Source organism: Desulfosporosinus sp. FKA, from assembly GCF_002196785.1.
In the GTDB taxonomy this organism is placed as follows: Bacteria; Bacillota; Desulfitobacteriia; order Desulfitobacteriales; family Desulfitobacteriaceae; genus Desulfosporosinus; species Desulfosporosinus acididurans.
This window is the reverse complement of the sequence record NZ_NAHZ01000026.1, coordinates 89,543-113,421: the sequence shown is the minus strand read 5'-3', so window position 1 is coordinate 113,421 and position 23,879 is coordinate 89,543. Positions and strand designations below refer to the sequence as shown.

The 23,879-nt window shown below is 43.8% G+C and carries 27 protein-coding genes and 1 pseudogene; all 28 read left to right on the top strand.

Translation table 11 applies throughout. The annotated features are described in order from the left end of the window. Positions 1-8 precede the first annotated feature (8 nt). On the top strand, positions 9-314 hold the full coding sequence (locus B5771_RS09445) for a hypothetical protein (protein ID WP_242966809.1): 306 nt from the start codon (positions 9-11) through the stop codon (positions 312-314). A gap of 2 nt (positions 315-316) precedes the next feature. Continuing rightward, positions 317-1,984, top strand: a complete 1,668-nt coding sequence (locus B5771_RS09440; RefSeq protein ID WP_088187294.1) for a GspE/PulE family protein — start codon at positions 317-319, stop codon at positions 1,982-1,984. Positions 1,985-1,998: 14 nt separating this feature from the next. Next, complete coding sequence (locus tag B5771_RS09435) at positions 1,999-3,048, top strand: type IV pilus twitching motility protein PilT (RefSeq protein WP_088187293.1); 1,050 nt, start codon at positions 1,999-2,001, stop codon at positions 3,046-3,048. Further along, complete coding sequence (locus B5771_RS09430) at positions 3,045-4,244, top strand: type II secretion system F family protein (RefSeq protein ID WP_088187292.1); 1,200 nt, start codon at positions 3,045-3,047, stop codon at positions 4,242-4,244. Before B5771_RS09435 ends, B5771_RS09430 begins: the two co-directional genes overlap by 4 nt. Positions 4,245-4,326: 82 nt before the next feature. Next, positions 4,327-4,839 carry a prepilin-type N-terminal cleavage/methylation domain-containing protein gene (locus B5771_RS09425; RefSeq protein WP_088187337.1) on the top strand — a complete coding sequence of 171 codons (513 nt, stop codon included), beginning with the start codon at positions 4,327-4,329 and terminating at the stop codon, positions 4,837-4,839. A gap of 54 nt (positions 4,840-4,893) precedes the next feature. Then, positions 4,894-5,658 carry an A24 family peptidase gene (locus B5771_RS09420; protein ID WP_088187336.1) on the top strand — a complete coding sequence of 255 codons (765 nt, stop codon included), beginning with the start codon at positions 4,894-4,896 and terminating at the stop codon, positions 5,656-5,658. Positions 5,659-5,673: 15 nt separating this feature from the next. Next, a complete protein-coding gene (locus B5771_RS09415) occupies positions 5,674-7,122 on the top strand; it encodes a competence protein ComA (protein ID WP_088187291.1) in 1,449 nt (482 codons plus the stop codon). 32 nt (positions 7,123-7,154) lie between these two features. Beyond that, positions 7,155-7,637 (top strand): hypothetical protein, encoded by a 483-nt coding sequence (locus B5771_RS09410; protein ID WP_047809568.1) that lies wholly within the window; start codon positions 7,155-7,157, stop codon positions 7,635-7,637. Between the two features lie 78 nt (positions 7,638-7,715). Then, positions 7,716-8,234, top strand: coding sequence for a LysM domain-containing protein (locus tag B5771_RS09405; protein ID WP_088187290.1), 519 nt, complete (start codon positions 7,716-7,718; stop codon positions 8,232-8,234). Between the two features lie 287 nt (positions 8,235-8,521). Continuing rightward, entirely contained in the window at positions 8,522-8,968 is a 447-nt protein-coding gene (aroQ, locus tag B5771_RS09400) for a type II 3-dehydroquinate dehydratase (RefSeq protein WP_088187289.1), read from the top strand. A gap of 14 nt (positions 8,969-8,982) precedes the next feature. Beyond that, positions 8,983-10,045 (top strand): annotated as a pseudogene (locus B5771_RS09395) (Xaa-Pro peptidase family protein). Between the two features lie 118 nt (positions 10,046-10,163). Continuing rightward, a complete protein-coding gene (gene efp, locus B5771_RS09390) occupies positions 10,164-10,721 on the top strand; it encodes an elongation factor P (RefSeq protein WP_088187288.1) in 558 nt (185 codons plus the stop codon). Between the two features lie 69 nt (positions 10,722-10,790). Continuing rightward, positions 10,791-12,464 (top strand): ribonuclease J, encoded by a 1,674-nt coding sequence (locus B5771_RS09385; RefSeq protein WP_088187287.1) that lies wholly within the window; start codon positions 10,791-10,793, stop codon positions 12,462-12,464. Between the two features lie 171 nt (positions 12,465-12,635). After that, positions 12,636-13,658 (top strand): stage III sporulation protein AA, encoded by a 1,023-nt coding sequence (gene spoIIIAA, locus B5771_RS09380; protein ID WP_053006327.1) that lies wholly within the window; start codon positions 12,636-12,638, stop codon positions 13,656-13,658. Continuing rightward, the gene (locus B5771_RS09375) at positions 13,658-14,167 is read left to right on the top strand and encodes a stage III sporulation protein AB (RefSeq protein ID WP_088187286.1); all 510 of its coding nucleotides are present in this window, start codon (positions 13,658-13,660) and stop codon (positions 14,165-14,167) included. The genes spoIIIAA and B5771_RS09375 overlap by 1 nt, the downstream gene beginning before the upstream one ends. 20 nt (positions 14,168-14,187) lie before the next feature. After that, positions 14,188-14,385, top strand: a complete 198-nt coding sequence (spoIIIAC, locus tag B5771_RS09370) for a stage III sporulation protein AC (RefSeq protein ID WP_047809561.1) — start codon at positions 14,188-14,190, stop codon at positions 14,383-14,385. A gap of 11 nt (positions 14,386-14,396) precedes the next feature. Beyond that, positions 14,397-14,783 (top strand): stage III sporulation protein AD, encoded by a 387-nt coding sequence (spoIIIAD, locus tag B5771_RS09365; RefSeq protein WP_047809560.1) that lies wholly within the window; start codon positions 14,397-14,399, stop codon positions 14,781-14,783. 13 nt (positions 14,784-14,796) lie between these two features. Next, on the top strand, positions 14,797-15,969 hold the full coding sequence (gene spoIIIAE, locus B5771_RS09360; RefSeq protein WP_242966806.1) for a stage III sporulation protein AE: 1,173 nt from the start codon (positions 14,797-14,799) through the stop codon (positions 15,967-15,969). A gap of 12 nt (positions 15,970-15,981) precedes the next feature. Next, positions 15,982-16,557 carry a stage III sporulation protein AF gene (locus tag B5771_RS09355; protein WP_088187284.1) on the top strand — a complete coding sequence of 192 codons (576 nt, stop codon included), beginning with the start codon at positions 15,982-15,984 and terminating at the stop codon, positions 16,555-16,557. A gap of 29 nt (positions 16,558-16,586) precedes the next feature. Next, positions 16,587-17,150, top strand: a complete 564-nt coding sequence (locus B5771_RS09350; protein ID WP_088187283.1) for a stage III sporulation protein AH — start codon at positions 16,587-16,589, stop codon at positions 17,148-17,150. Between the two features lies 1 nt (position 17,151). Further along, positions 17,152-17,721: a SpoIIIAH-like family protein gene (locus B5771_RS09345; protein ID WP_088187282.1), complete on the top strand. Its 570-nt coding sequence runs from the start codon at positions 17,152-17,154 to the stop codon at positions 17,719-17,721. A gap of 124 nt (positions 17,722-17,845) precedes the next feature. Further along, positions 17,846-18,205, top strand: a complete 360-nt coding sequence (locus tag B5771_RS09340; protein WP_047809556.1) for a response regulator — start codon at positions 17,846-17,848, stop codon at positions 18,203-18,205. A 381-nt stretch (positions 18,206-18,586) separates the two neighbouring features. Continuing rightward, positions 18,587-20,503, top strand: a complete 1,917-nt coding sequence (accB, locus tag B5771_RS09335) for an acetyl-CoA carboxylase biotin carboxyl carrier protein (RefSeq protein ID WP_088187281.1) — start codon at positions 18,587-18,589, stop codon at positions 20,501-20,503. A gap of 11 nt (positions 20,504-20,514) precedes the next feature. Further along, positions 20,515-21,861, top strand: a complete 1,347-nt coding sequence (accC, locus tag B5771_RS09330; RefSeq protein ID WP_088187280.1) for an acetyl-CoA carboxylase biotin carboxylase subunit — start codon at positions 20,515-20,517, stop codon at positions 21,859-21,861. A gap of 229 nt (positions 21,862-22,090) precedes the next feature. Beyond that, on the top strand, positions 22,091-22,486 hold the full coding sequence (locus B5771_RS09325; protein WP_088187279.1) for an Asp23/Gls24 family envelope stress response protein: 396 nt from the start codon (positions 22,091-22,093) through the stop codon (positions 22,484-22,486). A gap of 51 nt (positions 22,487-22,537) precedes the next feature. Continuing rightward, positions 22,538-23,053 carry an alkaline shock response membrane anchor protein AmaP gene (amaP, locus tag B5771_RS09320; protein ID WP_088187278.1) on the top strand — a complete coding sequence of 172 codons (516 nt, stop codon included), beginning with the start codon at positions 22,538-22,540 and terminating at the stop codon, positions 23,051-23,053. Beyond that, a complete protein-coding gene (locus B5771_RS09315; RefSeq protein ID WP_088187277.1) occupies positions 23,050-23,295 on the top strand; it encodes a DUF2273 domain-containing protein in 246 nt (81 codons plus the stop codon). Before amaP ends, B5771_RS09315 begins: the two co-directional genes overlap by 4 nt. A gap of 15 nt (positions 23,296-23,310) precedes the next feature. Then, entirely contained in the window at positions 23,311-23,817 is a 507-nt protein-coding gene (nusB, locus tag B5771_RS09310; RefSeq protein ID WP_088187276.1) for a transcription antitermination factor NusB, read from the top strand. Positions 23,818-23,879 lie beyond the last annotated feature (62 nt).

Below are 23,879 nucleotides of genomic sequence, written 5' to 3'. Positions count from 1 at the left end.
GAATGGAAGTGTATTTGAAAGCAAATTTAGAAAAGAGAATGGTCAGAAGAGATACCCAGAGCCGACAAGCGCTTTATATGGCTGAAGGAGGAATCGAGTGGGCGAAGGCTCATTTGCTGTCTGATTTCGGATTGCGCCGTGGAGAGGTAGTATTTGACATGGGGCGGGCGGCTATCTCCATCGAGAGCAGCGGAGGTGACTATAAAGTCATTTCCGAAGGGCGTTCAGGTCTAGCCGTTCGTAAAATTGAGGAAATCCTGCAAGAGAAAACTGGGAAATGGATTGTTAAAAGTTATCAGGAGTTACATCAGTAATTATGAAACAAGCAAAGGAATTTGTTCGATATCTCAGGGGTTCTAGGGAATTCAGTGCTTATTCAGCAAACAAAACTAATGATAACAACAATAGTGAAGAGTATCTTCAGAAAAAAGTTCTATCCCAGGAAATATTCAAGGATGACTTGCGTCGATATTTGGGTATACCGGAGATTTCAATGACTCAAGTCATAGTTGACCCTGAGGCTGTTAATTTAATTCCTGAAGAAATAGCACGCCGTTATACCCTTATGCCTTATCAGCTTCAGGAGAAAAGCTTAATGGTCGCAATGGCTGACCCAATGGACGAAGGGGCTCTTCGTACCATTCGTATCATTACCGGCATGGACGTTGCTCCGGTTTATGCTCGAGAAGAAGAGATTAGAGCTGCAATTCGCCAGTATCTTACCGTAGAACAATCTGTGGCTCAATTGACGTATTTAATGGGTCAGACAGATAATGAAGCGATTGCGGAAAAAGGATCAGGTGAATCCAACGGTTGGGAAGAAGACGCCCCAACGCTAAGATTTGTTTACTCAGTGCTTCAGGAGGCGGTGATCGAAGAGGTAAGTGATATTCATTGGGAACCACGTCAGAAGGATTTTGTCGTTCGTTATCGTATTGACGGTAAACTGCTTAAAAAACATGTTCTTTCGGGATCAACAGCGCGCACGATTATATCTTCACTGAAAGTAATGGCCAATATGGATGTTGCAGAACGACGGATTCCCCAAGATGGACGAATGACCTTTAGCGTCGGCACGCGGCGGGTAGATTTGCGCATGTCTTCCCTACCGACGGTCTACGGCGAGAAAATTGTCGTTCGCGTCTTAAATCCTGAAATGGCCCAACGTTCCTTAGAAGATTTGGGCATGCGTCCGGAGGTTAAAGCTGGGGTTCAAGGGTTATTAAAGTATCCCAATGGCCTGATCTTAGTCGTTGGACCGACGGGAAGCGGCAAAACGACAACCCTTTATGCTCTTCTTCGCGAATTAAATGCTGAGGAGCAAAACATTATTTCTATTGAAGAGCCCGTAGAATATCAACTTCCGGGAATTAATCAAGTTCAGGTAAACCTGCCGGCAGGACTGACTTTTGCCGTCGGTTTGAGGCATATCTTGCGTCAGGATCCAGACGTGATTATGATTGGCGAAATTCGCGATGAAGAAACCGCTCGTATAGCGATTACGGCTTCCCTTACGGGCCACTTAGTGTTAACTACACTGCATACGAATACGGCGGCCGAGGCTTTAGAACGCCTTTTGGACATGGGGATTGAGCCTTATCTTTTAGCGTCTGCTGTAAGAGGAATCTTATCTCAACGCTTGGTGCGGCGCTTATGTAACTCTTGCAAAACGGTCTATGACATTTCTGAGACTGAAAAAAGGGTCCTCCGTTTACCGACGTCAATTAATCAATTATATCGCTCTCAAGGCTGTGCCCAATGCTTTGACATAGGGTTTAAGGGAAGGATCGGAATTCATGAGTTCTTGCTCTATAATCAGGAAATTAAGGAATTAGTACTTACGCGGCACAATTCCAGAGATATTGAACGACAAGCAATACGTTCAGGGATGTTAACGATTTATGAAGATGGTCTTTTGAAAGTCACCCAAGGTTTAACTACTATCGAAGAGGTGCTTTTTACGACGTCTGAGATAGAACGCTAAGAGGAGGGAACAAGATGCTTTCGATGGAAGAATTATTTCTCAATGCTGCAGAAAAGAAAGCTTCGGACATCCATTTAACAATCGAGAGTCCTCCTGTCCTCAGAGTGGATGGTTCATTAGTACCTTTGCTTATGGACAAGCTGTCTCAGTTCGATTTAGAAACTTTTGCCCTTTCTCTGATGAATGAGATTCAGAAAAAACGATTTACTGAATTCGGAGAATTGGATTTATCCTACAGTTTACCGCAGGTTGGGCGATATCGAGTCAACATCTTTCGCCAAAGAGGATCTATGGGGGTCGTTATTCGCTTAATCCCCCACGATATTCCTACTCCGGAAAGCCTTGGCCTCCCGGCCGTAAGTCTTGCTTTAGCTAGGCTGACCAAAGGTCTGGTGCTTGTGACAGGCCCTACCGGGAGTGGAAAATCCACAACCCTTGCTTCATTGATTGATTATATTAACCGGACGAGAGCTTGTCACATTATGACTATTGAAGATCCGATTGAGTATCTGCATAAACACCAATTAAGTTTAGTGAATCAACGTGAGATTGGCTGCGATACAAATTCTTTTGCTAATGCTTTGCGGTCAGTTCTGCGGCAAGATCCCGATGTGATTTTAGTGGGTGAAATGAGAGATCTTGAAACAATCGCCACGGCTGTGACAGCAGCCGAAACAGGACATTTGGTTTTTAGCACATTGCATACCAATGATGCTACACAATCGGTAGATCGGATGATTGATGTCTTCCCCTCCTATCAACAGCAACAGATCCGAGTACAGTTAGCGGCCGTATTACAGGGAATTCTGTCTCAACAGTTATTTCCAAGGGCAGATCATCAAGGAAGAGTTGCGGCAATTGAGGTTATGCTCGCGACTCCTGCTGTTCGAAGTCTAATTCGGGAGGGGAAAACTCATCAACTTCCTACAGTAATTCAAATAAATAGCAAATTGGGTATGCAAACGATGGATAAAGCCATTCTTGACCTCGTTCAAAAAGGATGGGTAACCTATGAAGTCGCTCAGGAAAAACTGCAAACAACAACTGACAATCTCCGCAGATGAGTAAACGCTGGTTTAAATGGAAAGCGGCGGATGCTCAAGGAACTTTGCAAAGCGGACGCTGCTTGGGAAACGACTCTTTGGAGGTTCAAACACTGCTGAAAAAAGAAGGATATTTACCGGTCAAGATTAAGAAACAATGGAATTGGTCCGCAGAGTTCCTCGTTCGTCCAAACGCTCAATGGGGTCATTTTGCAAACCGCTTGAGTTCATTATTAGAGGCCGGAATTCCTCTGCTTCAAGCTTTGGAGATCATGACCCAGTCTCGAGGGAATTTAACCTTTGAACAAAGTCAATGGTCAAGTGTCAAAAATTCTATATCTGCGGGATGTGATTTGTGGGAAGCGCTTCTCCAACTTAAATCGCCTCCGAACGCTTATGTATTGTCGATGATCAAAGCGGGAGAGTATTCAGGAAACTTAGCGAAGGTTTTGAGTGAAGTGGCCGCAGAATTAGAGCAAGAAGGTAACTTCCGACAGAAAATGAAGGCTGCCTTAGCTTATCCAATCCTTTTACTGCTGGCTGTTTTTGTTGTGCTTTGTAGTCTATCTATAGGTGTGCTTCCCATGTATGAGAGACTCTTTGAAAGCATGAACATTGAATTGCCCAAATTGACTCAAGTCATTTTTGCTGTCGGGCGAAAATTCCCTCTGACGTTACAAATAATAGGAGGACTAGCAGCGTCGATGGTGCTGATCTGCGTAATTTGGAAACCGAAGGATTGGCAGAGCTACCTCAACAACAAGATTAGACACTTGCCTTATCTTGGCAGGATTTATCGTCTCAGGGATTTGATTCAATTTACCAGTATCTTGGGTTACCTCTTAATGACGGGAATTCCCTTGCTAGAAGGGCTGCGTCTAACGGCAGGAACGCTGCAAACTATGGAAATGTTGGCCTTGACAGAACGGCTTATTCAGAGTGTTAAACAAGGGAATCCCATGGCTGATTTGTTGTTTGAAAGCGAAATTTTTCCTAAAGAAGGGGCAGAGATGATCGCTGTCGCCGAAGAAAGCGGGAACTTAGATAAAATGTTCTTGCAAATTGCGTTCTCGCTTCACAAGGACTTGGAATTTAAACTCGATCAATTTACGCGTATGCTTGGACCGGCCTTAATTCTTATTATGGCTGGGCTGGTTGGTTTAGTAGCCGGAGGAGTAATGATTCCTATTTTTGATCTTAGTTCTCAGTTGAAGTAAGGCTTTCAGACGGGAACTAAGGAAGGGAAGCTTCAAGATGAGAAAGGAAATATCCGAGTAGGAGGATGAAACAATGAAACCGATGAAACCGATGAATGATTTTCAGCGGGAGAATGGATTTACACTCATCGAAGTTATGGCAGTCATCATAATAATGGGTATTATAGCTGCTGTGATCATTCCCAAAATGACGTCAAGTACGGCTTTGGCACGAAAAAAGGCCGACGTGGCGACTGCGCATCAGGTTAAAGCGGCTCTCGACCGTTTTCAAGTTGAAAATGGAGTGTATCCGAAATCTGGAGAACTAACGGCGGATACAAACGGCGAAGTGACATGCAGTGAGCTGATTCCCAAATATATCGGAAAATTGGATAAAACAACAACTCAACAAACAGTGGCAGATGGCAACAAAGGGTTTGGTGTAGCCCAATTGACAGCGGATGATTCCGATAAAAGCCATTATTCGATTCCAGAACCGGGAGATAAAGGTGACATTAAAACAATCATGATCTATTTGTCCTCTGACGGTCTGGCGGCAGAAGTTCGGGCCTATGATGACGATTTAAAGACTGTTCTTTGGACATCATCAAATTAACTATCTAAATTATTAACTCAAATCGGTAAACTCGGAAAAGAGGAGACTTTTTTGATAGGTATTAATTTGATGATAGGTATTTTAGGCGTTATTATCGGCAGCTTCTTAAATGTTGTCATCTATCGTGTACCGAAAGAGGAATCCATCGTTTCACCGGGCTCGCATTGTCCTAAATGCGGGCAGGCTCTTCGCGCTTGGGAACTTATTCCCATTATTAGCTATTTAATTCAAAGAGGCCGATGCCGAAGCTGCCGGGCTAAGGTTTCTTGGCGCTATCCCATGGTTGAACTTCTTACAGGTTGTTTTTTTTACTTAGCGGGTACATTAGGTTTCTTAATGGGGCTTCACCCGGCCCGAGTTTTGTTTAATCTGGTCTTTATATCTTTTTTGATTGCTTTATCGTTTATCGATTTAGACACATACCGTTTACCGGATGTCTTGACGATTCCCCTATGGGGTCTGGGTTTGTTGGGGGCTTTTTTAATACCGGGGAGTCCGTCAGGATGGGAGAGTATTTTAAGTTCCCTGGGGGCTGGAGGCTTTTTTGGGCTGATAGCCAAATTTTATCCTCAAGGTATGGGCCTGGGAGATGTCAAATTGGTTGCCGGCTTAGGGGCTTTTTTGGGTTTTCCGGGGATTTTTTTGGCAGTCTTTGCTGGAAGCCTTCTGGGGGCAATTATTGGCTTAGCGTTTCTCGGCACAGGTCGAAAGGGATTTTGTCAACAAATTCCTTTTGGCCCCTACCTTTCTTTAGGTGCTGTCCTGGCTTTATTGTGGAAAACGAGGATTTTTGATTGGTATTGGGCATGGGTTAAATAGCCCAGGAGGTGGCTGATGCGCAAGAAACTTGTCGTATTTGAAATAACCGACAATGAACTTCGGGTCTTTAAAGCTTCTCTTCCCCTGGTTGCAAAACTTAAACAAAGTTATAGCTCTGCGGCGGTCAAGTTTGACCGAATTCAGATTAAGGGCTTAATTGAACAGGGGATTGTCCGTGATAAAGCCGCTCTGCTTGGCTGTTTAATGGATTATCAAAGAGAAAGCCCATGTGACGGACACTTGGCCTTTTTAGCAATGCCCATGCAAACAGGATTTGTTCGTTCCTATAAACTTCCCTGGCTTGCGAGATCTTATAGAGATTCCGCCATTGCTCTTTTAGTGGCTGAAGAAGTACCGAGCAGTGCAGATCTCCTTTATGATTACGTGATCCTTGGGGAAGAAAAGCATAAGAGTCTCACCATTTTGCTGGGGGCTTCCCGCCGTGAAGTCTTAGAACAGTTTGCAGCTATTTTTAAACAAGCTGGACTAAGGGTAAGTGGGATTAATTTCTCATGGGCCGTAATAGGTCAGGGGTTAGAACTAAATCCTGATGAGGATACCCTCTATGTTCGCGAAGAGACCGATGGATTTCACTTCGCACTTTTTCGAGGGCTGATCCCTGAAAGAGTACGAACTCTGTTCGTCCAAGAAACAAACGTGGCTCTTGGTGACGCTGAAATTTGCAGTCAAGATATTAGGGGATATTCTAAGGAATGGGAAAATGAAATTCAGAGCTTTCTCTTGTATCTTAAGGCGCAAAATCCAGATTTGAGTCTAAAATGTCTTCTTTGGAGCGGCGGTTTACCTCTTGAATCCTTGGTCAAGCGTGTAACACTACCTGATCACATCACGGTTGCTCAAGCTGAATTCAAGTCAGTTCCTGATTCCTGGTTATGGGCTCTTGGAGAAAATAGAGGTTTGGCAGAGGCTGCTATGGCCTATGGGCTGGTTCTTCTGAAAAAGTCTGCGTCCCTTAATCTTTGGAGACAACCCAGCAAGGCAGGGAAGATGCTGAAAAGGTATCAAATAATAGGTGCTGCGTTACTTTCTTTCTTACTGCTTGGAAACGGCAGCTGGGTGTTCCTGCGGCAAGAGACATCAGCTCTGAAGAATGAGGTTCAGCAGCTTTTACATCAAGGTTCTGAACTTGAAACCCAATTAAGACAACAAAAGGACTTGACGAGATCTTGGAAAATGACACAAGCCCGTTCTGAAAAAGTGGCCGACATTCTGGGGCAAGTGCAGAACTTACTGGACTCGCAGCTAACGATCAAGAAATTGGTTTATAGGCAAGGCACTCTTTCTCTAACCGGCAGCGCAGGAGACGTCAAATCGATTCAAGCCTTGATCCAGGGACTTCGCAAATTAGGTTGGTACCGGCCTGTCTTGACAGGCTATTCCTCGACGTCATCTGAGCAAATTGAATTTTCTATAAGCGCGAAACGAAAAGATGTCAACAATTGACCGCGTTCAATTTTGAAATGGAGGGATAAGCTTTGGCATTTTTTAAGAAGAATATCAGAGCTTGTCTAGTCGCATTTGCATTTTTAAATCTTTTGGAGTTTTGCATATTCTGGAATCCGGCCTATCGAAACCTTCGGAATCTGCAAAAGGAAATAAAATACTGGAAAACAATGTCGAAGACAAGCTTAGACATAGCTATTCCCAAGGTTCCTACAAGAGATCAATTTCTGGATATCGTGGAAGGATGCCGAGCTGATTTTCTTCAAGCCGGGGTTAAGGTAACTGATCTGAAAGTCGAAGGATTTGGAATGCAGGAAAACCGGGCGATTTCCCGAGGAGCAGCCATTGATTATGCTTTGCTGCGTTTGCATTTGCAGGGGAATTGGGAAACTATCATTTCACAGCTTGAAGGACTTGAAGATTCTCATGAAGAGATTTATATTCAGGAAATTATGTTAGATCCCACGGGTGGAGAGGGCGTGCTGCGGATTTATTATTATTCGCCAAATGAGTAACGTATCTGTTGATTTTATGGAATAATGTGGAACAGTACTTCCCTTCTCCAGCATATGTTAGCGAGAGGAGGGATTTCTGTGGTCAAAGATTACGTCCTTCAGCCTGGAGATAATTTTCATCGTCTGGCACAGCGCCTGGGATGCGCCTGCGACGATTTTATGCGGGTAAATCCAAATTTGGACCCTTGGAAACTTCAAATTGGACAAAAAATTGTTCTTCCCGAATTGAAAGCTAATTTAAAAGGAAAAGAACAATTTGCGGATATAGGGATTGATCGTGGTCAAGAATTTGCAGGGGATTATCTTGATGATGTAGAAATGGAAGTTGAAGGAGTCCAATTCCGTCTTAAACGAATTGGCGAGCCTAAAATTCCCCATGAAATTCACTTTATTCTTCCCCGAACTGAGATTCATAAAGTTCAGCCCGCCGGCGAAGGCGGGCCCACTGAGGTGCAGATTATGATCAGTAACTTGGATATTGTCCTTTCTCCGCGTCTCGTCAGCGGCGACAGCGCCGAACAGATTAAAGCTACGCCTCAAGCCACGGTTCAGATGAAAGAACAGCAAAGTGCTCAACCCTTTCAATCGTCTCCTTAGATGCAGGAGCGGCTTGGAACACTATCAAATAAATAACTATTTGAATAAAAAAGCAAATATGTGAAATAGGAAATTTTGCCTCCGTATAGCGGGGGTTTTTGTTTGGAATAGTAACTTGTAGTGTTCCCATACTTGCTTTGGCGGAGAGTCCATCCTTCAGCGCGATCGCATTTATTTTCGTCATCGAAGCCTCGATGTTCAGTTTTAGCTGAACGAGTTCATTTAAATACTTTGCTACTGTGCTAAATTATGATAATATTTTCAGAGAGGAATAAGGAAGTGATGAATTGGCAAATATTTATGTGTTTCATGGTCCTAATTTAAACTTATTAGGGACACGTGAGCCGCAGCATTACGGCATGCGTACTTTAGCAGAGATAAATCAAGAGGTGCAAGGGCTTGCTGAACAAGCAGGACTTAACGTCGAATGCCGGCAGACGAATCATGAGGGAGATTTGCTTGATTGGATACAAGCGTTAACGCCTGAGGATTTTCTGATTCTTAATCCTGGGGCATGGACTCATACAAGTTACGCCATTCGCGATGCCATAAGCGGTGTTAAGGTACCCACTGTAGAGGTTCATCTTTCCAATATTCATGCTCGGGAATCCTTTCGGGAAACGTCTCTGATCGCACCGGTTTGTCTTGGCCAAATATCAGGATTGGGATCTGAGGGTTACAATTTGGCAATGCATTTTGCCATTGATTATCAAATTAGACGGACAAAAGAATAAAGGGGGTTGAATCATTGACACGATTAGAACGGATGCGCCAGCGAATGCAGGAAGAAACCATTGATACCTATGTGGTTCTTCGTCCTGAAAACGGAAGGTATTTAAGCGGCTTTACCGGGGGCGAAGCGACATTGGTCATTACCTTGGAAAGGTCTTTTTTGTTGACAGATTTTCGATACATAGAACAGGCTAAAGATCAATCGCCTGATTTCGAAATTGTTAAAACGGGACATGATCATTTTTTAGCCATGGGTGATATGGGCCTTCAGTCGAAACGAGTGGGTTTTGAGGGAGACTTTATTACTTATGCGGATTACGAAAAGCTGCGGCAGACTTTTGCCCAAAGTGAGCTGCTCTCTCTGCCGAGTCTTGTCAATAATCTTCGTTCAGTTAAAGATGAACAGGAGATACCTTTAATCCGGCAAGCTGTTCAAATTGCCGATAAGGCTTTTGCTGAAGTCTTAAAAGCCATTGAAGCTGGACAGACAGAAGAGGAAATTGGACTGAATTTGGAGTTTTCCATGCGTCATCTGGGTGCCAGCGGAGGTTCTTTTGAATTTATCGTGGCTTCAGGACTTCGAGGTGCTATGCCTCACGGGACGGCTAGTTCGAAGAAGGTGGAAAAGGGAGAGTTTCTCACCATGGACTTCGGCGCAATTTATCAAGGATATTGTTCTGATATAACGAGAACAGTTTTCTTAGGCGAACCCGCTGAGAAACATCGAGAACTATATGCACTTGTTTTGGCGGCTCAACGGGCCGGTATCGCTGCTGTGGCACCGGGACGAACCGGCAGAGAGATTAGATGCTGCAGCTCGTAATATTATTGAAGATGCCGGCTTTGGTGAATACTTCGGACATGGCTTAGGACATTCTGTTGGTTTGGCGATTCATGAGGGTCCATACTTTAATCAGCGGGAAGAATGTGTTATCGAACCGGGAATGGTTCTTACGGTTGAACCTGGTATTTATATTCCTGATTGGGGCGGTATCCGCATTGAAGATATGGTTCTGGTGACAGAAGATGGCTGTGAAGTCTTGACCCAGGCCCCCAAAGAATTAATTCTCTTAACTTAAATTCGAGCCGATTCCTTTACTTCCTGACCTTTAAGTTATAAGAACTAGTTGCACTCGGGCTATCCGGAAGGTATACTTTCGTTGGTACAAAAGAATATATAGGAGGAACGATTAATTTATGATTTCTTCGAACGACTTTAAGACAGGCCTCACCATTGAAATTGATGGAGACGTTTTTTCGGTGGTTGAGTTCCAACATGTTAAGCCGGGTAAAGGGGCTGCCTTTGTTCGCACGAAACTAAAAAACGTTAAAACAGGCGGGGTTGTTGAACGTAAGTTTAATGCCGGCGAAAAAGTTAATACGGCTCATGTTGAACGGCATGAAATGCAGTATCTTTACAAAGATGGAGATCATTACGTGGTTATGGACAATGAGACTTATGAGCAAGTTTCTTTAACAGAAGGACAAATTGGTGACGGCGTGAAATGGCTCAAAGAAAATATGAACTTAGGGGTTCTTTTCTTTGATACGGAGGTTATCGGTGTTGATGTGCCGAACTCAGTCCAACTCCTTGTGACAGCTACGGAACCGGGAGTGAAAGGTGATACGGCTACCGGAGGAACCAAACCTGCCACCTTAGAAACCGGTGCTATTGTACAAGTTCCTTTCTTTGTCAATGAAGGAGATATGCTTATTATTGATACCAGAACAGGAAACTATGTTCAAAGGGCGTAATTAAACATGTAATCGCCTCCTATGGGACAAACTAAGAGTACTTAGTTGTTCTATAGGAGGTGTTTTTGTTTGTCTTCCAAAACTTCAAAACTTAGTGTAATTCCTCTTGGAGGAACCGGAGAAATAGGGAAAAACATAATTGTCCTTGAATATGAAGATTCAATTATTGTCATTGACGGAGGCGTGAAGTTTCCCGATGAGGAGTTGTTGGGGATTGATCTTGTCATCCCTGATATCTCCTATTTAGAAAAAAATCGGGAACGGATCAAAGGACTCTTTATCACCCATGGCCATGAAGATCATATTGGAGGCCTGCCCTTTATTTTGCCAAAATTGAATATACCGATTTACGGAACAAAGTTAACGATTGGCTTGGTGATGGCGAAGTTTCAAGAGCGCGCCCCTTATCCGGAATCGTTGGTTCACACTATTGAACCTGGTGAACTTATCCAGGCTGGGGCTTTTCAGGTGGAAGCCTTTCGAGTGACCCACAGTATTCCGGATGCTGTGGGGTATTCCTTGCTTACTCCTATCGGTAGAGTAGTCTATACCGGCGATTTTAAAGTCGACTATACACCCATTGATGGGCAGAATATGGAACTGGGGAAACTAGCCGGTTGGGGAGAAGAAGGAATTCTGGCTCTGATTTGTGATTCAACGAATGCCGAACGGCCAGGGGTTACTATGTCGGAAAGGGTTGTAGGAAAAACCTTGCGGGAATGGTTTGAACGGGCAGAAGGAAAAATTATTTTGGCCTCCTTTGCCTCCAACGTGCATCGGATTCAACAAGCCATCGATGCTGCTGCTGATATCGGCCGTAAAGTTTGTGTTGTTGGCAGGAGCATGGAAAGTGTTGTTCGGACAGCCATTGAGATGGGATATCTAAAACTGCCTGCTCAGGAGATCTTAATAGAAAGTTCGGAGGTAGATAAAATTCCTCGCTCAGGCTTACTGGTGCTTACTACCGGGAGCCAGGGAGAACCTCTGGCAGCTTTGACCAGAATGGCGACGGGGAGTCATCGTCAAATTAAAGTCGAGACCGGTGATATGGTGATTATCGCGGCAACGCCGATACCCGGAAATGAGAAACTCGTTGGCAAGACAATCAATCATCTCTATCAAATTGGGGCCGAAGTTGTTACCAAAGAGATGGGCCAGGTCCATGTATCTGGGCATGCCAATCAAGAGGAGCTCAAGCTAGTTATTCGTCTTGCCCGACCTCGTTTTTTGATACCTCATCATGGAGAAGTCCGGCATCAAGTAGCCCTGCGCAGAATAGGGTATATGCTGGGCTATGAGGATAAGGATATTGCCTTAACTCAACTTGGATCAAGAGTTGAGCTTTCGGCAGATCGGATGGAATTTGGAGCAAGTGTAGAAGCCGGGAGCGTAAATATCGACGGCTTGGGCGTGGGAGACGTGGGGCAGATTGTGCTTCGTGATCGTCAACAACTTGCTCAAGATGGTGTCGTTATTGTCGTGGCAGCTATTTCCAAAGCAAAACCCTGCACGCTCATATCCGGACCGGACATTATTTCCCGAGGGTTTACTTTTATGAAAGATGCAGGGGAATTGATTGAGGGAGCTCAAAAAGTAGGTAATAGTGCATTAACGGTTCAGCTGGAAAAGGATCAAATAGAGTGGGTGACGTTAAAAGGCGCTCTTCGAGATAGTCTCGGAAATTATTTTTGGGAGAAGACTCATCGCCGCCCAATGATTTTGCCGGTATTGGTTTCAATTTAAGAGCGCTTCGAGTTTTACTCACTTTGGAGCACAAAAACGGGGTGTTGTAAAACGAACTACTTAAGTTCGTTTTACAACACCCCCGTTTTTATAAAGATAAATACTTTTTCCCTTTTGAACATGTCTAAAATTGCCTGAGAGGACATACCTTCAATTAAGGGGGGCAAAGGCGTGTCGCTGCATTATCAGTTATCTGTCATCCAAGCAAAAAACGTATCGCCTTCACGGTCTGAGCAAAAGTCAACGGGTTGGGGAGATATGGCGAGATGGTTTGGTGAAACAGTTTGCTCGATTTTTCATAAAATTCAAGGTTTTGAGTTCCTGGAGGCTGAAGAAATACGATTACGAGTTGGTCAACCCTTAATGCTCAGAACGTCGGATAAAGACCTGTTTCTTAACTGCGAAGGACAAACTACATCGCCGGACAAAGCCTATTGTATTACCATGGCCGATTTGACAGCGGCTTTGGAGAAGATGACTCAAAGTTCCGTTTATGCAGTAGAAGAAGATTTGCGGCAGGGCTTTTTAACCCTGCCGGGAGGAAATCGGGTTGGAGTCACGGGAGAGGCGGTTCTGCAAAAAGGTAAACTACTCAAGCTAAAGCATATTTCTTCTTTGAATATTCGCCTTGCCCGTGATATTCAAGGACAAGGGCTGAGGATTTTGCCCAAACTATGCCGTAAGGACGGCTTCATCTATCATACCTTGGTAATTTCTCCGCCGCGGGCCGGAAAAACAACTCTTCTGCGTGACCTTATTCGGTTAATAAGCAATGGGGTCCCCCACCTGGGACTTGAGGGAAAGAACGTGGGAGTTATCGATGAACGGGGGGAGCTTGCCGGAATGAATCAGGGGGCAGCCTCTTACAATCTTGGTTATCGTACGGACGTACTCGACGGCTGCCCCAAGGCATACGGTTTATCAATGTTGATTCGTTCTATGGCTCCCCAAGTTGTCGTTATGGATGAGCTGGGGCATCTTGATGAGGTTGAAGCCTTAAAAGATGCCTTGCGTACAGGGGTGCGAATTTTATGTACGGCTCATGCAAGTTCTCTGGAAGAAGCTAAAACAAGACCAACCTTAGCTCAATTACTTGAGGAAGGAGTGTTTGAACGATTGGTTGTGCTGAATAGACAAACCGGACCGGGTACCATTGCAGGAGTTTATGACCTTAAAACGGGGAGGAGCCTTTAATGATCGTGTTCGGATGTATTGTCCTTATTGCCGGCTGTGGATCTATGGGACTCTGGCTTGCTCAGCGAGTTCGACGCAGACCGGAAGAACTTAGAGGATTTTTAGTCGCTCTTACTCTTTTGGAGACAGAAATTGTTTGGGGGTCAACCCCTTTACCTGAGGCATTTTGTGTCTTAAAGGAACGAACGAGTCCGCCATGGCAAGATTTTTTCTCTGCCCTTCAGCTGCGTTTAGAGAGGGGAGAATCGGCAGGAAAAGCCTGGAATGAAGAGACATCTCTGCAAAGATCCCGGTTTTGTTTAAAAGAAGAAGATTGGCGGGTGATTCGAGATATTGGCAGAGGATTAGGACGATCTGACAGTCAAGAACAGCAGAAGCAATTGCAGCTTGTCTTGCGCCAGCTTTCAATGCTGAAAGATCAAGTAGGATTATGGTCAGAAAAGCAAGCCAAAATGTGGTCCTATTTAGGGTTCCTTTGCGGAGTTGCAGGAGTGCTCATTTTAATATAACCAAGAGAGGAGTCGAAAGAATGAGCTTCAATTTAATTATTACAGTAGCCGGGATTGGGATTTTAGTTGGGGTTCTGGCTTCCGTTTTAAATCAATCCGGAAGAGGGGAAATGGCTCAAGGTGTAACCATTATCGGCGTGATTGTGGTTCTCTATATAGTGGTACAATCCATCGCAGAATTATTTACCTTAGTAAAAAGCGTTTTTAACCTATATTAGGGGGACAAGATGTGGAAATATGGCAAATCGTCGGACTAGCCCTTATTGTCACCATCATAAGTGTTGTTTTAAAACAGTTCCGTCCTGAAATAGCGTTACAACTTTCTATTCTCGCCGGTGCCACTATATTTATCCTAATTTTGAGCAAAATCAAAGTCATTATTGACCTGCTGCAAACGTTGGCGGATCAAGCCAATATAAGTTCTTATTATTTAATGATTGTCTTAAAAATTGTGGGTGTGGCCTATTTGGCCGAGTTTGGAGCCCAAATTTGTCGAGATGCAGGCGAAGGAGCCTTGGCGACAAAAATTGAGATTGCTGCCAAAGTTGGGGTTATAGTTTTAGCGTTGCCAATTATTGTTGCCATAACAGAATCCTTAGTGAGACTTGTTCCGTGAGGTGGTGATGCATTTGAGGGTAGCTATAATTAAAGTGATTCTTTTCCTTATTGTCTTATTGAGTGGGACAACTCCTAACGTGTTTGCCGCTGAAATTCCCACACAGCAGCTGCCTAAGGTGGAACTTTCCCGACAGATTGATTTAAGTCAACTGCGGGGCTTTCTGGACCAACTGGATCGGGATGCCCAAAGTGGAACCGGTTTTTCCTTAAGTCAAATGTTTGAGGATTTAAAGAGCGGAACATTAAACTTATCACCTGAGAAATTTGGTCAGTTACTGCTTGGAATTTTAGCCCGCCAAATATCTGCTAATGTTCCTTTAATTGGAAAACTTCTCGTGCTCGCAGCCTTAGGAGGAATTTTAAATCAACTCCAAACTGCCTTCAGCGGAAATGTTGGCAAAACAGCTCAAGTTATGACATATCTTGTTCTTCTGAGTATAGCGCTTACCTCTTTTCGTGAGGCCTTGACTATTGCATCGGGTGTTATTGATCAAATGGTAGGGTTAATGCAAACCTTGTTTCCGGTGATGATGACGTTATTAATTACTATGGGAAATCTCACCAGTGCAGCGCTCTTTAAACCGCTTATCTTGGGGAGTTTGACTGTCTTAGCAACAATTATTAAAACGGTTATTTTACCGCTCTTTTTTCTGGCTGCCGTATTAAAGCTTTTTAATCAAATCTCTAAGGAGTTCAAACTCAGTAAGCTGGCAGGGCTCTTTGAATTTGTGGGAAAAATTTCCTTAGGAGTAATCCTGACAATATTTATCGGCATTATGACTGTTCAGGGAGTCACGGGAGGAGTAGCCGACAGTGTCGCATTTAGAACAGCCAAATATTCGGCTGATCTTGTTCCGGTGGTAGGGAAGTTTTTTAAGGATGCCGTAGAATTAGTCATAACTTCAGGGCTGTTGTTAAAAAATGCAGTGGGAATTGTTGCCTTGCTGGCAATTATCGTAATTTGCCTAGGTCCTCTGCTTCGGCTTTTAACCATGATCCTTGTGTTTCGAATTTCTGCTGCTTTAATAGAACCGCTTGGGGAAAAGGCCTTGGCAGACAGTCTTCAGGATATGTCCAAAAGTTTAATCTTTATTTTGGTAACTGTTGCTTCGGTGGGAATTATGTTTTTTATGACAATTGCGGTGGTAATCGGAACGGGAACATTATCTGTAATGCTGCATTGAGGAGGAGATAGGGTGCAGACGCTGCAAGACCTGGTGCGGAATTTAGCGTTGATCTTGCTTATGGCAACCTTTCTGGAAATGCTTTTACCGAATAAATCCATGCGGGGATTTGTGCAAATGGTTATGGGGTTGTTTGTGATTTCAGCAGTACTTTCTCCTATTACGACCTTTTTACATACCCCGCTGGCAATGGGAGTGCCTGCTTGGAGTGCTTCAGTACCCCAAGACCTGCCAACAATTGCCGAAGGACAGGAGATGAATGTCGGGCGGGATGCTGTACAGGGACAATACCAGCAAATTCTCGAAAACCAGATAAAAGCATTGGCCCTTGGGACAAAAGACGTTAAATCTGCCGTCGTGGTTATAAAATTTGCAGAGGGTGGAGGGGGTATGACCGATCAGCCAAAGATTTCGGACATTAATGTAACGTTATCGTTAGATAAAGCTGGAATACAACCCGTTCAACCCATAGAAATTGGATCACAGCCTGATGTCAAATCGCAATCTTCTCGATGTGAAGAAGTACGAGATAAAATTTCGGCCTTGATGAGCTTGTCGAAAGACCTAATTCATGTTCAAGAAACTTAAAATGTTAGTTTGGAAGGAGGCAGCAATTTGTGAATCTGACAAAATATATTTCTTCGGAAAAAACTTTAGTGGGGTTAGTAGCACTCGTCGCTATAGGCATGTCCTTTATCTATTTGGGCAAAGGTCCGGAAAATCCTATGTCCAAAACGCAAGCCGTGCCTACAAGCTCGTCGATAGCAGCCTCAGGTTCGAAAATCACTGCTTTGGAAAAAGAATTAGAGAGCAAACTTCAAGCGAATTTATCATTAATGGATGGTGTGGGTAAAGTTCAGGTATCCGTAAGTTTAGCAACGGGACTAAAGACCGAATATGCCCGCAATCAAAATGTCACGAAGAACACATCTAAAGAGACAGATAAAACAGGAGGAACTCGAGAAACAACACAGGTTACGGAGAACAATCAAGTAGTTATGCCCAATGGTTCCTCTCAACCGGTTATGGTGATGGAAGATCGTCCTGAGGTAGCTGGAGTACTGGTAATTGCCGAGGGGGCTCGTGATCCTAAGGTAAGGGAAGCGATTCATACGTCAGTTCAAACTCTCTTGAGTATTCCCAGCGCTAAAATTACTGTGGTTCCAATGGGGGGAGAATAATGTGAAGAGTAAACTGCGCAAGCCTCTAATGATCATAAATAATTTTCTGCAATTATGGAGAGTATTGGGATTAGCTGTTTGTTTAATCATAATTTTGGGGGCGTTATGGGTTTGGATTAATAGCCCGCGGCATGTGGCTGCAGCGAAGCCGACAACCAAATTTTCTTCATCGCTTGTTGATTCGTCAATTAAAATCCAATATGAGACCATTCAGCCGAATGGAACCGGAGAAAACTATTTTGTAAATTATCGTTTAAAGAGAGATCAGTTTCGGCAGGAAACGAAATCAATGGTCTCAGAATTGCTGGATTCAACGGTGGAAAAAACTAAAATTCAAGCCCAGGAACAATGGCTGGCACTTAGTTCGAAGATTGAAAAAGAAGATGAAATCGAAAATCTCTTAAAGATTAAGGGATTTAAAGATCTGGTTACAGATGTCTGCCCAGATAATGTAACAGTGATTGTTTATGCTTCAGGTTTAACGCCTAACGAAATCAGTCTTATTCAAGAGGTTGTTGTGCGAGTTACAAAAGTAAGTTTGGATAAGATTATGATATCAACAAAACAGTGAGTGGATAAATTCCTCAATAAAAATTCGAACTCGTGAGCAGGAAAATCAACATTGAGCACGAATTTACTATAGATTGGGCTGAAGTCTTGGGGCTAAAGTCCTGGTTAAAGGAGAGAAACTCCGAATGAAAAGAATCTTAATCGCGGATGATGCTAGCTTTATGCGCTTAATGATCGGCGAAATTCTAGCACGTAAAGGTCTTCCCGAAACTTTGGAAGCTGAAAACGGTTTGCAAGCTGTTGAGCTCTTTAGAACTTATAGACCCATTTTAACGATTCTGGATATCACTATGCCGGAACTTGACGGCCTGGCAGCACTTGAGGAAATATTAAAGATTGATCCCTCAGCCAAAGTAATCATTTGTAGTGCCGTAGCCAGTGAAGCTACGGTATCTGATGCCTTGCAGCGGGGAGCTGCAGATTTTATTTCAAAACCTTTCCGCCCAGATGAACTGTTGCGAATTGTGAAGAAGTACCTTGAGTGAACTCGTTCAGTCAAAGCTGAACATCGGGAATTCGCTGGCGAAAGCGCCTAGCCCATAATAAATACTATTGCGCTGAAGGATAGACTCTCCCCCACTGAAGCAAGGTATGGGAACCACTCCCCCTTGTAGAAGTGGGAGTTTTACAATTGAATGAAAAAGTTTATGCATTAAAAAGCTGCCACTGGCGTGACAGCTTTTTAATGCTGGACCATGCTGATATAAAACAACTGAATTTTTCCGTAGGGAAGTAAAATACAATATACTTTACATTCCTGCGTTGAAAATAGCAACGCTGCCCCATATAATAAGAGATATGTTTTACTTAGGTAAAGTATCGTCTTAAATAAGATAAAAAAACAACTTAAGAGAGGGGCAACGGCAGTGAAACCGATTAAAATTACAGATACGACACTAAGGGACGCTCATCAAAGCCTTTGGGCTACTCGTATGCGTACAGAGGATATGCTGCCGATTTTAGAAGAGCTGGACGAGGCAGGGTATTTTTCTCTGGAAGTATGGGGAGGAGCCACCTTTGATGTTTGTCTGCGATTTTTAGGTGAAGATCCTTGGGAACGCCTGCGGGAGATTAAACGTCGGGTTCGTAAGACTCCTTTACAAATGCTGCTTAGGGGGCAGTCCCTAGTAGGTTATCAACACTATCCCGATGATGTGGTACGAGAGTTTGTCTCTCTCAGCGTAAAAAACGGCATTGATATTATTCGGATTTTTGATGCACTCAATGATGTGAGAAATATGGTTGTTCCCATGGAAGCGGCTAAAAAGGCAGGAGCTCATGTTCAAGCATCTGTTGTTTATACCATGAGTCCTGTACACACCATTGATCATTATCTGGAAACTGCCACAGCCCTTGCGGAACTGGGCGCAGATTCCATTTGTATAAAGGATATGGCTGGACTTCTGACACCCTTTAAAGCTTACGAGTTAGTTTCCCTCCTGAAAAAGAAACTGGGAATTATGGTTCATCTGCACAGTCATTATATTGGCGGAATGGCTGTTGGAGCTTATTTAAAGGCCGCAGAAGCCGGTGTTGATGTTATCGATACGGCGAGTGTTCCTTTAGCGTTTGGAGCAAGCCAGCCGCCAGTGGAAACAGTAGTTCGAGCTTTTCAAGATTCCGACTACGACAGCGGTTTGAATCTTAGACATTTGTTCCATATTTCGAAGTACTTTGAAGCTTTGCGCAAAAGCCGCGGTTTTGAACGTGGGATCACACGAATTACTGATATGAGGGTTTTCGAACATCAAGTTCCTGGCGGAATGATTTCGAATTTAGTCTCTCAATTGGAAGAGCAAAGGGCCCTTGACCGTATTCATGACGTGTTGGAGGAAATTCCTAAGGTTCGGGCGGAGTTGGGCTATCCGCCTCTGGTCACTCCTACAAGTCAAATTGTTGGAACTCAGGCTGTATTAAATGTTCTAAGCGGGGCAAGATATAAATTAGTGCCTGGTGAAGTAAAGGCTTATGTTCGCGGTTTGTATGGCCGTCCGCCGGCTCCAATGAATCTTGATATCCAAAGAAAAATCATTGGTGACGAGGAGCCTATGACTATACGTCCGGCAGATAGTTTAGAACCGGGGATGGAGAAAGCCGAACGGGATAGTTTAGGGTTAGCTAATTCCCCCGAGGATGTTATGAATTTTGCTATGTTTCCTCAAATTGCTAAGAAGTTTTTTGAAGATAGAAAAAAGGGCATGCTTCCTAACAGGGAAATTCAAACTGGCACCAATGTGCCTAAGGATACAAAGGCTGCGAGTGAACTATGGAAGACGGGATTATCTAAGGAGGATTTAAAAATGAACTTGAAGGAAATTAAAGAATTAATTAAGATAATCGACGATACGGAGATAAGTGAGTTAAATCTGGAAAGTGATGGGGTGAAAATAGCTATTCGCAAGGGGACAAACTCGCAATCTTGTGTCCCGGTTGCCGCACCTGTCCGGCAGGAAGTTAAAACAAGTCTTGCGGTGAGCCCCAATGTCCAGGCTGAGGTAAGCAGCGAAGAACCTCTTGTTTCTACGGATATAGCGAAGCGGGAAAATATTGAAACCATAACTGCTCCCATGGTAGGAACCTTTTATCATGCTTCAGCGCCGGATGCGGATCCTTTTGTTGAAGTAGGACAGCAAATCAGCATTGGTCAGCCTGTTTGTATTATTGAAGCTATGAAATTGATGAATGAAATCGAATCGGATGTCGAAGGAAAGTTACTTGAAATTCTTGTCGAGAACGGGCAACCGGTAGAATATGGTCAGCCGCTGTTTATCATCGAAAAATAAGGAGTAGAGGCATGTTTAAAAAAATCCTGGTTGCAAATCGAGGAGAAATTGCCCTTCGTGTCATTAGGGCCTGTCATGAATTGGATATTGAAACTGTCGCCGTGTTTTCTGAAGGAGATCGAGAAGCTTTACACGTGAAGGCCGCAGATGAGGCGGTGTGTGTTGGACCGGTTGCAAGCTCTAAAAGCTATTTGAATATTCCTAATATCATCAGTGCGGCCGAATTAACAGGTGTTGATGCGATTCATCCCGGTTATGGATTTTTATCTGAAAACGCTCGTTTTGCTGAGATTTGCGAGTCTTGCGGAATAACCTTTATTGGACCATCCTCGCAAGCCATAGAGATGATGGGCGATAAGGCCGTAGCCCGAAAAACGATGATTGATTCAGGAGTACCGGTTGTTCCGGGATCAAAGGACATTATTAAAGACCTGCACATGGCCGAAACAGTTGCTGAAAGTATCGGTTATCCAGTTTTAATAAAAGCCTCGGCAGGAGGCGGTGGTAAAGGAATGCGAGTTGCTCAGAATGTTAAGGAGCTGAGTAAAGCAATTCAAGCTGCTCAAACAGAGGCTCAGGCGGCTTTTGGCAACTCTGATGTTTATCTGGAAAAATATGTCGAAGAACCCAGGCATATTGAAATTCAAATCCTGGGGGATAAATATGGTGAAGTTGTACATCTGGGAGAAAGAGATTGCTCTCTGCAGCGCCGTCACCAGAAGCTCTTGGAAGAATCACCGTCCAGCGCCTTAACTCCTGAATTGAGGGCTAAAATGGGTGCGGTTGCCGTGAAAGCTGCCAAATCGGCAAATTACTCCAATGCCGGGACCATTGAGTTTTTGCTTGATCGCCATGGAAATTTTTATTTCATCGAAATGAACACCAGGATCCAGGTTGAACATCCGGTCACAGAACTTGTAACAGGTCTTGATTTGGTGAAAGAACAAATTCGCTTAGCAGCAGGAGAACCATTAGGCTATACGCAGGCGGATATTGAAATTCGCGGCTGGGCCATTGAGTGCCGAATTAATGCTGAGAATCCAGACAAAAATTTCATGCCTTCACCGGGTACGCTGAAATTGTATCATGCTCCCGGAGGGCCGGGAGTCCGGGTGGACAGCGCTGCTTATCAAGGTTATGCAGTCTCCCCTTACTACGATTCTATGGTTGGAAAGCTGATCGTTTGGGGGGCTACCAGACAGGAAGCTATCCAGAGGATGAAACGAGCCCTTGAGGAATTTGTAATTGAAGGAATTCATACCACCATACCATTCCATTTAAAAGTTTTAGAGAACGCCTTTTATCGGCGCGGGGAAGTTTATACGAATTTTATTCAGCGTCGTATTCTTGGAGAATAGGTCTAATAGATTTACAAGCACAGATAAAACTTAATTATTGATTCTCAATCGAGGGTATCTTCAAAGATGTAAACAATAATCTTTGCCAGAATGCCCTTGATTTGTTATAATAGCAACGATTAGAGGATACTTGGGTTTATCTTTTTGCTGATCTGATCGAGGTCTTGGGTTAACTCTAACTCGGATTTGAACTTATATGAATATTGATTTGCAGCGGGAGGTGTAAATAGTGGAAAGTCTTGAAACGGAGAACTCCTTGGGGTCCATCCGTATCGCCGATGAGGTTGTGGAGGTCATTGCCGGATTAGCAGCTTCAGACGTTGAGGGTGTCGTTGGTATGAGCGGAGGATTTGTGGGGGACCTTGCGCAAATGTTAGGGCGAAATAAAAATTTATCCAAAGGGGTTAAAGTCGAGGTTGGCGAACACGAGGTTGCCGTAGATCTTTTTATTGTTGTGGAGTATGGAGTATCAATTCCGGAAGTCGCTTATAAGGTTCAAGAGGCTGTTAAGGATGCCATTGAAAGTATGACCGGTTTGAGGGTTGTGGAAGCAAATGTACATGTACAAGGGGTTAACTTCAAATCGGTATCGGAAAGCAAAGAAGAAGACTTCCGTCTGAAGTAAAAAAGGCCCCCCCTGGAATTCCAGGGGGGGTTTCTGAAAGGAGGACGACACTTGTTAGCCTTTATTTTGGGAGTTCTCATGGTTCTGGGGGCACTTTGGATATTTGCCATGGCCACTGGGTGGGGACTCCCTTATATGTTGTTGCTTCAGGGACTCCATTGGCTTAAATGGAATCCTTGGGAGAGTTTAGCGGCGGCCGCTTTCTTGCTTTTAGGGGGATTGCTCCTGCTCCTAAAACCACATGATAACTCTAATCGTACCTTCCAAACACCTTCAAGCGGAGGGGAGGTTCGAATTTCCCAGGAAGCACTTGAAGAGATTATTGCCCGCAGTGCGAAAGCACTTACTGGTGTCATGGAGATTCAATCAACGTTCAGGGAGCGTGATGCAGGTCTTCAAATTACTGTCTCATGCCAATATGAGCAAGGGGTTTTAATACCTCAGCTGTCAAAAGAGCTGAAAGAAAAAGTAAAAGAGGATGTTGAACTATATACTGGAATCAGAGTAACAGAGGTGAAAGTGCTGGTGCGGCGCTTGGAAAAAGTGCGCACGGCACGTGTTCGATGAGTAATTTTTGGCAAAGCATAGGAGAGAAAATCTCTGGGTTTGTCATGTGGGCCTTAGAACATCATCCTGGTAAATTTATCGGAACTGTTAGTGGCTTTGCATTGGGGCTATTGATAGTGACTCTGGGTTTTTGGCGCACAGTGGTACTTATATTTTTTGTTATTCTGGGATTTATAATAGGTAAACGCCAAGATGATCATCAGGATATTATGACTTGGCTGGAAAAAACAATAAACAAGTAGTAGGAGGAATAATCCTTGAGCCGTAGATTAGCTCGTGAAACGGCATTACAGGTGCTGTTTCAAAAAGACCTGACAAAAGAAGCTCTGAAAACTTCAGCAGAAGTTGAGCGTTGGGCGGAAGAATTTAAAGTACCGGAGAGCAGTAAGATTTTTGCGCAAGAACTTGTCGATGATACAATTGCTCATTTAGAGGAGATTGATAAAACCATTGCCGCCTTTGCTCAAGGCTGGACAATTGGGAGAATGGCCAATGTTGACCGCAATGTCATACGTCTAGCTACCTGCGAGATTCTTTTTCGATCCGATATACCAGGCAGAGTGAGTCTTAATGAAGCCATAGAATTAGCCAAATCCTTTGGAGGGGAAGAATCGGCGAAATTTGTCAACGGAATCCTTGATCGAATCGTAGACAGCGTGGCGAAAGGAAATACTAAAGCGACTGATGGTGGATTGTCGATGCCAAAAAAATCCATGGACTCAATTGCTAATTCGAAGGATTTTAAATCACCGAGTGGCAGCTAATTATATTAATTTTCTTATGAGTTTAAATACTTTAATAAATGATTTTTTTATATACATTTTAT